Source organism: Blautia marasmi (genome assembly GCF_900258535.1).
Classification (GTDB): Bacteria; Bacillota; Clostridia; order Lachnospirales; family Lachnospiraceae; genus Blautia; species Blautia hominis.
In genome coordinates this window covers 3,962,368-3,973,697 of record NZ_OIWX01000001.1, presented here as the reverse complement: position 1 = coordinate 3,973,697, position 11,330 = coordinate 3,962,368, and the positions used below count along the sequence as shown (strand labels likewise).

The 11,330-nt window shown below is 48.9% G+C and carries 10 protein-coding genes; all 10 read right to left on the bottom strand.

Annotated elements, in window-relative coordinates; translation table 11 throughout:
- Positions 1-110 precede the first annotated feature (110 nt).
- Positions 111-482: a RidA family protein gene (locus C6P39_RS17200; RefSeq protein WP_095171291.1), complete on the bottom strand. Its 372-nt coding sequence runs from the start codon at positions 480-482 to the stop codon at positions 111-113.
- Positions 483-584: 102 nt separating this feature from the next.
- Positions 585-1,712 (bottom strand): Gfo/Idh/MocA family protein, encoded by a 1,128-nt coding sequence (locus C6P39_RS17195; protein WP_104804610.1) that lies wholly within the window; start codon positions 1,710-1,712, stop codon positions 585-587.
- Entirely contained in the window at positions 1,700-2,461 is a 762-nt protein-coding gene (locus tag C6P39_RS17190; protein WP_104804609.1) for a hydroxypyruvate isomerase family protein, read from the bottom strand. The genes C6P39_RS17195 and C6P39_RS17190 overlap by 13 nt, the downstream gene beginning before the upstream one ends.
- A 17-nt stretch (positions 2,462-2,478) precedes the next feature.
- Positions 2,479-3,525, bottom strand: a complete 1,047-nt coding sequence (locus C6P39_RS17185) for a zinc-dependent alcohol dehydrogenase (protein WP_242987069.1) — start codon at positions 3,523-3,525, stop codon at positions 2,479-2,481.
- Positions 3,526-3,584: 59 nt separating this feature from the next.
- Positions 3,585-4,985 (bottom strand): ABC transporter substrate-binding protein, encoded by a 1,401-nt coding sequence (locus C6P39_RS17180; protein ID WP_104804608.1) that lies wholly within the window; start codon positions 4,983-4,985, stop codon positions 3,585-3,587.
- A 170-nt stretch (positions 4,986-5,155) separates the two neighbouring features.
- Positions 5,156-6,007, bottom strand: coding sequence for a carbohydrate ABC transporter permease (locus tag C6P39_RS17175; RefSeq protein WP_104804607.1), 852 nt, complete (start codon positions 6,005-6,007; stop codon positions 5,156-5,158).
- 16 nt (positions 6,008-6,023) lie between these two features.
- Positions 6,024-6,953: a carbohydrate ABC transporter permease gene (locus C6P39_RS17170; RefSeq protein WP_095171301.1), complete on the bottom strand. Its 930-nt coding sequence runs from the start codon at positions 6,951-6,953 to the stop codon at positions 6,024-6,026.
- 28 nt (positions 6,954-6,981) lie between these two features.
- Positions 6,982-8,022 carry a LacI family DNA-binding transcriptional regulator gene (locus C6P39_RS17165; protein WP_158661604.1) on the bottom strand — a complete coding sequence of 347 codons (1,041 nt, stop codon included), beginning with the start codon at positions 8,020-8,022 and terminating at the stop codon, positions 6,982-6,984.
- Positions 8,023-8,279: 257 nt separating this feature from the next.
- Positions 8,280-8,585: a hypothetical protein gene (locus tag C6P39_RS17160; RefSeq protein ID WP_158661603.1), complete on the bottom strand. Its 306-nt coding sequence runs from the start codon at positions 8,583-8,585 to the stop codon at positions 8,280-8,282.
- A gap of 150 nt (positions 8,586-8,735) precedes the next feature.
- Complete coding sequence (locus C6P39_RS17155) at positions 8,736-11,090, bottom strand: ATP-dependent DNA helicase (protein WP_095171308.1); 2,355 nt, start codon at positions 11,088-11,090, stop codon at positions 8,736-8,738.
- Between the last annotated feature and the right edge of the window lie 240 nt (positions 11,091-11,330).

The following is an 11,330-nucleotide window of genomic DNA, read 5'->3' as shown; positions in this document are numbered from 1 at the left end:
TACTTTATCAGAACATAAAAAATGCCACAAGCCCCATGGGGGGATTATGGCATTCTCTCATGTTACGGTTTACTGTATGCTTCAATGCAGCTTCTTGTACAGCAACACGTTTAAATTTCAGCGATGGCTTCCACTTCACACAGCACGTTTTTAGGCAGTGTCTTTACTGCAACACAGGAACGTGCCGGTTTGCCTGTGAAGTATTTTCCGTATACTTCATTAAAAGCGGCGAAATCGCCCATATCTGACAGGAAACAGGTTGTCTTAACTGTTTTTTCATAGCTGCTTCCCGCCTCTTTTAACACTTCGCCCAGATTCTTCATTACCTGTTCTGCCTGCTCCTCAATGGTCTTTGCTGTAATTTCACCTGTAGCCGGGTCAATGGGAATCTGACCGGAAGTGAATACCACTCCGTTTACGATCATTGCCTGTGAGTATGGTCCGATTGCTGCCGGAGCCTTTTCAGTGCTTACTACCTTCATAAAAAAATCTCCCTTCTGAAATACAAATCCTTTCCCCTTTATCCTGACTGGAATATCCGGGGGAATGTATATATTATACGTTTCTAAAAGGGAACGGTCAAGTCAAAGCAGTGCAGTTTCCTCCGTATGTCCCCAAAATCCCTTTCCGATATACCCCTCAGGAAGGAGCTGCGGAATGGAAAATGCAGTTGTCATAGTATAAATACAGCCTGTTTCCAGGCTCTTTGTCATCCCCTGGGCTGCCTCCAACACATGGAGCGCCATCTCTTTTCCGGCTCTGTGGGGCCTTTCTTTCCGGATGGCCCAGGCCATCTCCGCTGCCCCAAGTCCTCTTGACTGCTCCTGATACCCATGTGTGTAAGGGAGGGTGACAGGCGGACTGCCTGTTTTTTGCAGGACTGTTTTCCCGTCAAAGGTATTGGGGTCTCCCAGCCGCAGGATCCCTTTGCTGCCGCAAAGCTCCAGATGAAATGTTTCATCCGCAATACACGCCCCATTTAAGTGGAAGGTGACCAGTGTCCCACAGGCAAATTCCAGCAGAGCCGTGAGTACATTACAGTCCTCCACCACAATTTCCTTCTCAAACAGCGGACCTCCCACCCGGTTTCCCAATCGCACAGGATTTGTATTTCTTCCGAAAGCGCTGATCTTCCGGATCGGTCCCAGTATGCTGCACAAAGCCGTCAGGTAATAACAGCCCATATCATACAGAATGGAACCTCCCTTCCGGTTCAGATGGGGCAGGATCTCTCCCAGAACTCTGTAATCCCTTGTGAGGGAGACCACGCCGCTGAGGATCTCCCCTGCCATCCCACAGCGCACCGCGTTTGCAGCCGTCTGGATGCCGCCGCCCAGAAACGTGTCAGGTGCTGCCCCCAGACGGACCTGATGTCTGTCCGCCTGGCTGCACAGTTCACGCCCTTCCTCAAAAGTAACTGCCAGCATTTTTTCGGAAAATACGTGTTTCCCCGCTTCTATAGCCTGAAGCGTAAGGGGATAGTGCACCGCCGGATTTGTCAGGTTCACCACCAGTTCCATGCTCCTGTCCTCCAGGATCTCCTGCCACTGCATGGGACGGATATTATAGGATTCGGCTGTGCGCTCCATCTTTTCCTTATCTATATCAGAGCAGGCGGCAAGCTCAATGATACGGAATCTTTCCTGAAATGCCTGAAGGTAAACCTGGCTGATCACACCACATCCCACCACCGCTGTTCTCACGCTTTGCATTCTGCCACCTTCTTTGCATAGGCAAACCCTGCCCCCGGCGCATCCTCCGGAAAATATTCCAGCCCTATGTATCCGTCATATGCCTCCCGGCCTATCATCTGAAAAACATACGGATAATTGATTTCCGACTGATATAGCTCATGCCGTCCCGGATTGCCCGCAGCATGGAAATGACCGATATAAGGAAGATATTCCCGGATCCTCCGGATCAAATCCCCTTCTGTGATCTGCTGATGATAAATGTCAAACAGCATTTTTACATTTGAACTTCCCACTTCTTTTATGATCTCTGCCGCTTCCCCGGATGCAGAAAGGAAATAGCCGGGATGGTCCACCCTTACATTCAGAGGCTCCACTACCAATGTGACACCTTGCCTCTCCAGAAGCGGAGCACAGGCCTTCAGTCCTTGGATCAGGGACTCTCTCTGGAGCATTCGTTCCGCCCCCGTATCTGCTCCTGTCTGTGTTATCAGACATCTGCAGTTTAAACGCTCCGCTATTTTCAAAGTTTCCTCCAGGCCTTTCACATAATCATCCCGAAGACCCGGGTCTGTGAGACTGATAAATTTTGTGCAGAAAGCCGCCACACGGAATCCTTTTTCCCTTTGATATTCCTCCAGCGCCTGTATATCCTTATCCTCCCAGCCCCAAAATTCAATGGTATCAAGCCCATTTGCCAGCACGTCATCAATAGCAGCTTTGATGTCCTCCCCGGCATAGACTGCGTCCACACACACAGAAATTTTCAATTTTTTTCCTCCTTTTGTCAGTAAGTGAGCATAACCTGTATGACCTGTCCGGGCTCTTTGTCAATGATCCTGTACGCTTTGGCAATGTCTTCATATACAAACCGGTCCATGAGATTATCTGTTTTCAGATGTCTTAAGATCTCGATACAGGTCTCCACTCTCCGCCCGTAATTCCACAGATTGGAAAAGGACGGGTCCACAGCTCCTGTCTGGGACTGTTTTATGCCTATGCGGTTGTGGTGGAATTCCTCCGACAGGTTCACGTCAGCCAGCGCGCCCTGGTACCAGGCAAGTGCCGTCACTGTAGTCTCCGGCGCTGCAATGCGTATGGCCTCATTGAGGGCTTTTCCGTTTCCGGATGCTTCAATCACTTTGTCTGCCCCTCTGCAGCCAGTACGTCTGCGTATCTCCAGGGCCACATCGCTTGCGGATGGATCAAAGACTTCATCGCATCCGTTTTCCAGGGCGGCCGCCCTTCTCTTTTCTATCATATCAATTCCATACACCTTGTGCGCGCCGCTCATGCGCGCCATCTGTACCAGAAGCTGTCCCAGCACGCCCAGTCCGCTGATCACCACAACATCCCCCAGGTTGATATGCGTGTCCATGATCCCATTATACGCTGTGATCAGGTTGGTAAGCAAGATGCCTTTTTCCGGTGGAATATCTTTCGGAAGAACCACCGCATCCTCCTCATGGATCACATTTTCCTCCTGGTGAGGCGCGCTGCACGCCACAACATCCCCGATTTGAATGTCCTTTACCCGGTTCCCGATCTCTGTCACTTCCCCAACCGAAGCGTATCCCATATACCAAACGCCCGGGTCAAAGCTTCTAATCGGGTATTCCCATGTTTCGTCCCGTTCTGCCTCCAAAAACAGGCGCGTTGCCGGGTCCTGCTTTTTTCTGAAAAACGGGGCAAGGCCTCTGTACACATTCATCTCTGTTCCGTGGCTGACGCCGGAGCAGATCGTTTTTAATCTGATCTGGTTTTCTTTCAAGGGCAGCCGCGGCATTTCAATTACCTTTAACTGCCTCGGTCCCTCATACATGATCGCTTTCATAATTTCTTGTCCTCTCTTTTCTTTCTTCCGTATGGAATGGCCTTATTTCTCTGATGCGGTTAAAATCCGATTTCCTGCAGGCCTTTCATACATTTCTCAATCGCACTGTCTATATCCGTGCCGTTTACAACTTCTGAGCACATTTTCGGGATAGGTCCGTCGGGCCATGCATCCAGCTGGCTCCAGGTTGTGAGCGGCATATCGCCTGCCTGGGAGCGCTTTGACGTCTCCACATAGGCATTCAGCCATGCATCTTCTGTAAAATAAGAATCTTTCATAACATTTACATTAGAATTCAGAAGAGAAAGCTGTTTGCTTAAATAGAGCTGTACTTCCTCACTGCAGAAGTATTTCACCCATTCCTTGGCGGCTTCCGGATATTCTGTCGTCTTGAAAACTGCAATGGGAGCCGAGAACGCAATGGCATGGTTTTCATTTTCCGCCCCGGTTGCGGTTGGGAGGGGTGCTGCCGCAAATTTGCCCTCCATCTGCGGTGCGGAGCTGAGAATGGATGTTCTGTTGTCCGCCGCACCGCCGAACACCATGGAGACATTGCCGCCCATGAATTCAGTCAGAGCATCATAGGAAGCGTCCACGCTGCTGTTGCAGATATTGTATTTGTTAATACAGTCAGATAAAAACTGCAGCGATTTCTTACCCTCCTCACTGTCGAAGGTAAACTCCGAAAAATCCTCACTCATCATCTTCCCGCCGCACTGGGCCAGCATGGAAAACCAGGACTGGTCATACCGCCCCATATCCGAATACCAGGCAAGTCCCGCATGGGTGATATTTCCGCTCTCATCAGTCTTTGTCAGTTTCTCGGCAGTCTCGATCAATTCCTCCCATGTCTCCGGGGCTTTTGTGATTCCTGCTTCTTCAAAATCCTCCGTGTTATAGATCAGCGCCCGTGTATCAAATCTCCAGGGAACCCCATACCAGTCCCCATCCACACAGGCCTCATCCTTTCCTGCGGAATACCAGGTCTCCTCCCCGCCCAGTTCCTCGATCACGTCATTGATCTCCATAAGCCCGTATTCCTCAGAGCTCATCTCTACAAAAGAATTGGTAAAGAACACATCCCCAACATCCGGCGCCTCCCCGCCGGTGCAGGCAAGGGTCAGTTTTTGATTGGCACTGCTCCAGTCATTGATCACATAATTCACTTGGATCCCTGTCTTCTCGAAAAAGTCTGCAGTCACCTTGTCCATGGCTTTTGTCTGATTGGACGGATCATTGCCGTAACTCTGCATCCAGAAAGTGAGTTCTGTTCCTTCGTACGGTTTTTCCCCTGCCGTACGGTCTTCTTCGTCCTGGTCCTGTCCCTCTGTCTCTGTTTTTTCTGTTTCCGGTTTCTCTGTTCCGGTTGTCCCGGGATTGGCCTCCTGCCCACATGCGGACAGCATCCCCGCTGTCACCGCTGCTGTCAGACCAAGTGCCAGCCATCTTTTTTCTCTCATTCTTTTTTCCTCCTGTTTGTTTGTTATATTGTAACTGTTTAGTACCCTCACCGTTACAGGCAAAAATCCATGCAGAATCGCCTTTGGCGATGGGATTTTTGCTTGGCTGCGGAATGCTTTCTTACGGTCAGCGCAGTGAATGCGCAGACCTACTGAATAGTTACGTTATATTAACCTTTGACCGCTCCCGCAGCTAGCCCGCTGATCAGATATTTCTGCAGAAACGCAAAGATTATTACCGCCGGCAGTGTGATGAAGATTCCCGCCGTCATGGTGAGTGCCAGTTTGGTATTGGCGCCGTACTGTCCAATGAAATCATAGACACCGACTGACACAGGTTTCAGCTTATTGCCTGATAAAAGGATACTTGCCCACATGTATTCATTCCAGGCCAGTATAAATGCAAATATGGCAGTGGAGATGATCCCCGGCACGGAAATCGGCAGACAGATCCTGAAAAATGTTCCGAACTGGCTGCAGCCGTCCACACGGGCGCTCTCCTCAATCTCCCTGGGAATGGCAGCGTCAAAGTATCCCTTGATCATCAAGGTACAAAAGGGAACCGCCCACACGGTATATGCGATGATAAGCCCTCTGTATGTATTTGTCATTCCCATATTGAACATAATGAAATAGAGGCTTATCATGGTTACGATCCCCGGTATCAACTGTGTACAGAGCATCAGCACAAGGGAGACTTTCTGCGCCCTCCTCCTGATATACCTGCTGATGCTGTATCCGCACAGGGTGGCAAAAACCACGCTCACCGCAGTGACTGCCACAGACACCACCAGGGAATTTTTCATATATGTTCCAAGCGGTATTGACTGCCAGACTCTGCTGAAATTATCCAGAGAGATCCTGGACGGCAAAAGCGTTGCCGGGGAAACCATAACTTCCTCTGTGGGCTTCACCGCTGTCACCACCATCCAATAATATGGAAGCAGTACAAACGCGCTGATGATCATCAAGGACAGATAATGTCCAAAGATCTCCCCTGTTTTCTTAACTTTTTTCCTCATACTATTCCCCCTGCTGTCAGCTTATTTCTTTCAGAGATGAGCGGATATAAATAACTGCGGGCACCAGTGCAATGCACATCATGAGCACACTGACGGCTGACGCATATCCATACCTGAAGTTTGTAAATGCCTGTTGGTAAACCTCCACGGCAAGCAGTTTTGTAAGCCCCAGAGGCCCGCCCTGGGTTACCATATAGCTAATATTAAAATTATTGAACTGCCAGATAAGCTCCAAAAGCACGGATACAGATATGACCGGCCTGATACACGGTACCGTGATCTTCCAAAAGCTCTTGATCTTCCCTGCTCCATCCATGGTGGCTGCCTCGTACAATTCCTTTGGCACAGTCTGCAGTCCGGCTATAAACATCACCATGAGAAAAGGAAAAATGGACCACACATTGATAAGCGTGATCATAATAAGAGGCACAGAAAGGAAACCGAAATACGTCTGTGTACTCTCCAAAAAACTGACCGGCACTTTAATGATCCCCAGCTTCAGCAGAATAGAATTCAGAGGGCTGAAGTTGGCGCTCAGTATGGTCCTCCACACAAAGGAGGCCACCAGAGGAGGCGTCACCCACGGGATCAGGAACATAGCTCTGAAAAACCCCCGCCCCGGATAGGGTTTGATCAGTTTCACCGCAATAAACATGGCCAGAGCCACACCTAAGATCAGGGACACCACCGAAAAAAACAGTGTATTAAGTATTACCTGCCAGGTATCCGGATTTTTAAGAGCCGCCGCATAATTGGACAGTCCTATGAAAGATACCGTTTTTTTCAAAAGCTGCTTATCGAAAAAAGACAGCCACATAGTCTTTAATGTGGGGTACACAGATACCAGCGTGACAGCCGCTGCTGCCGGAAGCAGCATGAGAAGCGGTGTATGTCTGTCCAAAATCTGCATCCCTATTTTCTTATTTTTCCTTCCTTTATCAGTCATCCTATCCTTCCTTCTCCAATCTTCGTCCTCATTTCCGGTTCAGGTCCCTGACGGAATTCCGTTCCACATACACCGGTCCGATCTTAACCGTTCTGTTCCCGCTGTTTCCCCCCGGCTTCTCCAGTTTTGTGATCAGCGCATCCACAGCCGCCTCCGCGATCTCCCGGACCGGCAGCCGCATGGTGGAAAGGGGCGGGGAGAGAAACTTTGCAATGGTATCATCATATCCGATCACAGAGATATCTTCCGGAACCCTGATTTTCTTCTCATACAGTGCCCTGAGCACTCCTGCTGCCAAAATATCCGATGATGCAAAAATGGCAGTGGGCATATCCTCCCCCATCTTTTCCAGAATCTCCATACATTTCATAAATCCATGCTCAACCGTATACTCCTGTGTAAAATAAGAATGCCTCTGTACATAAGCATCATCCACCCCGCGCATTGCCTGCACATATCCGTGATAACGTTCCTGCTCCACAGGCTCCTCAGACTCCCTTCCCAGATACACTATTTTTCTGTGCCCTGCTGCCAGCAGTCTCTCCGTGGCAATATAACTTCCCTCCGTATTATCCACCAACACCTTTTCCACCTCATACACATCCGCAGGTCTCTCAATCATCACCGTGGGAATGGTCAGCCCCTTCACCTTCTCCCCCAGTTCCTGCACGATCTTCCCGTTGATACCCGGGTTGAGAATGATGCCATCCACCCGGTAAGCCAGCAGATCCCTAAGCTGGTTCTCCACCATCTCCATATTCCCCTCCTCAAAAGCAATAGAGATCGTTTTATATCCCCTGGTAAAACTCTCCTTCTCAATGGTAGCCGCTATCTTAGTAAAGAAAATATTCTCTTCCGAAGTCACATGGATATGCCCGATCAGTTTAGAGCACCCATCCCGCAGACACTTTGCCTGCTGATTCGGAATATAATGCAGCCTGTCCATCACCTCACAGATCCTCCGCCTCTTCTCCTCCGCCACATATCCGCTTTTGTTCACACATCTTGCCACACAGGAAACTGACACAGCGGCCTCCTCCGCTATCCTTTTCATTGTGATTTTTTTCACATTTTCATCTGTTTTATATGAAATTTTTTCACATTCCAGATTTTCAAGCATTTCTTCTAATTTCACCTCTTTTTTACAAATTTTGTATACTTTTTACACTTTTTTCTGTTTTCTCCCTTATATTTCGTATTATATAACCATACATTTACAGATTTCAACCCTCAAAAATATTTTCGTTAATAGTTACCAGATTTCAAAGATGTGGCAACCTTGCCACATTATGCATATTGTACACCCGCCCCTCCCTGTTATTATTTTCACATTTTTCCCACGATTTTTTGCTCCTCTTCCCACAAAAAACACCCCACAGACACAGACAGAAAATGGTCACGGGGTGAAATAATGTTATCTATTCTTTTGGAGAGATTGGGGGGACGGGGCGCATCTTCACAAGAGCTGACGATAAATCCCACACCGGCGAAACCGATTTTATCGTAAAAAAACAGGGAGCAGGATTTCTTATCCTGTTCCCTGTTTTCAACGGCGAAGCGACACAACTGATCCACCTGCCCCGGTTGATTCATGTGGCGACACAGCAGATCCACCTGACCCGGTTGATTCATGTGGCAACACAGCAGATCCACCTGCCCCGGTTGATTCATGTGGCAACACAGCAGATCCACCTGCCCCGGTTGATTCATGTGGCAACACAGCAGATCCACCTGACCCGGTTGGTCCAGAGGAAGCCATTCCCGTCCGCCATCTCTTCCACATCACGCCCAAAACGCCTCAACTCTCCCCCTCTCATCCTCCAACGAACAAACCTCATACCCTCCCCATTCCTCCGGAAACAACTCCTTATAAGCCCTCTGCAAAAACCTCTCATCCAAAAGCAGCACCACCCCTCTGTCCTCCTTCGTCCGAATCACTCTTCCTGCAGACTGCAGCACCTTATTCATCCCCGGATACCGATACGCGTACTCAAACCCGGCCCTGTTCTTCTCATCATAATAATTCTTCAATATCTCCCTCTCATATCCCACCTGCGGCAGTCCGGTTCCCACCAGGATTGCCCCGATCAACTTCTCCCCAGTCAGATCTATCCCTTCCGAAAAAATCCCGCCCATCACACAAAATCCCACCAGCGTCCCATCCGATTCCCCCTCAAACCGTTCCAGAAACTCTTCCTTCTCCCCCTCAGTCATATTCCCGGACTGCAGCACACACTGCAGCTCCATCCCTGAACTCTTCTCCTCAAAAATCTCATACACATCCTGCAGCATCCTGTAAGAAGGAAAAAACACCATATAATTCCCCTGCTTAACAGTCACCGTCTGCAGAATATACTGTGCCAGCTTCCCATACTCCTCCTCCCCGCGTCTGGTATATTTACTGCTCACATCCCTTGCGATCATAAGCTTCAGGTTCTTCCTGGGAAACGGGGATTTGGCACAGATGGCATAGTCATCCTCCCTTGTACTGAACAGCGACCTGTAATATCCCAAAGGCAGAAGCGTAGCCGAGAAAAATACGGTCCCCCTCCCCTTATTCAGGCATTCCTGAAGATTCACCCTTGGATTTACGCAAAACAGAGTCAGATAAAACCTACCCTCTGTCCCATGATGCGTATAGATCACATAATTCTCATCCAGCAGATCATACATATTCAAAAAATGCCGCACTGCAAAAGAAAACTCCAGCACCGTACGGCGCACCTTTTCCTCCTGCTCCCTCTCCAGGAAGTTTTCCATCTCCCCTAAAAGATTCATAAGCTGCAGTGCCAGTGCCCCTATATTCTCCATCACCCGGTACTCATCCTGACACTCCCTCTTATATTCCAGCAAAACCTTATTACACTTCTCCAGAATCTTTTCCAGCTTCCTGCTGTGCTCCTTCACCACTTTCTTAACTTCCAGAAAATCCTCTTTACACAGAACAGCGCTGTACATATTCCGCCCTCTGTCTACCAGGTTATGGGCCTCGTCGATCAAAAAAAGATAATCCCCCTTCACCCCGTCTCCAAAGAAACGCTTCAGATACACATTGGGATCAAACACATAATTATAATCACAGATCACCGCATCCACCCAGGTAGAGGTATCCAGACACATTTCAAAGGGACACACCTGCCACTTCCTGGCCTGTTCAAGCAGTTCCTCTCTCTGATAAGTATCCTGTTCTGTCAGCAATTCATACACAGCATCATTTACCCTGTCAAAATGCCCCTCCGCATAGGGACACTTTTCCGGATTGCACTCCACCTCATCCATGAGACACATCTTCTCCTTAGAAGTGACTGTAAGCGTTTTATAGGACAATCCCTTGCCCTTCAGAATAGAAAACGCCTCCTCGGCCACAGTCCTGGTGATCGTCTTAGCCGTCAGATAAAAGATCTTATCCCCATATCCTTCCCCCACAGCCCGCACTGCCGGAAAAAGGGCCGCCATAGTCTTTCCGATCCCGGTAGGAGCCTGAATAAACAACTGTTTCCCATTCCTGAGCGTATGATAAACCCCAGCCGTCAGTTCCTTCTGCCCCTCCCGATATTCATAAGGAAACTCCAATCCCTGCATAGATTCCCTGCGCTCAATCCTTCTTCTATACTGAAAATAAGCCCACTTATAATACTGCGCCATCAAATCCGAGAACCACTTTTTCAGTGCAGACATGGACAACTCTTCCCGAAACCGCTTCACCTGTTCTGACTCCAGCTGACAATACGTCATCTGCACCCCGATCCGTTCCAATTCCTTCTGCGTCCCATAAATATAAGCATAACACATAGCCTGTGCCCGATGAACCGGCACCGGCTCCTCCAAAAATTCAAGGTCCCGATAAACACCCTTAATCTCGTCAATCGTAACCCCATCCTTTTCCTCTATGATACCATCCGCCCTGCCTTCCAGCCGGACAACAAACTCCTCAAATTCTTCCTCCCACAAAAGCGGAACCTCCGCCCGATAAGACAACCCCATCTGCTTCTGGATCTTCCGGTGCACCTTACTTCCTTTCCTCATAGCCTCCCGGTCCGCAGACACTGTCCTCCGATTATCCAAATTCCCGCTGCGCAGTATAAACTCCACCAAATTCCTAACCGATATCCGAATAACTTCCTTCATCTCACTCATACCCACATTCTAACACAGAACCTATGTTCCTGTACATCCCCAACCCCATCCCACATCATTTTCCTTCCTCAGCCACTTGTCCTCCCATACCTCATCTTTTTCCTTTCGCATCCACTTGTCCTCCCATACCTCATCTTTTCACTTCCGCAGCCACTTATTTCCTCCCATACCTCACCTTTTTTCTCCCTCAGCCACTTATTTCCTCCCATACCTCATCTTTTTTCTTCCTCAACCAATTTG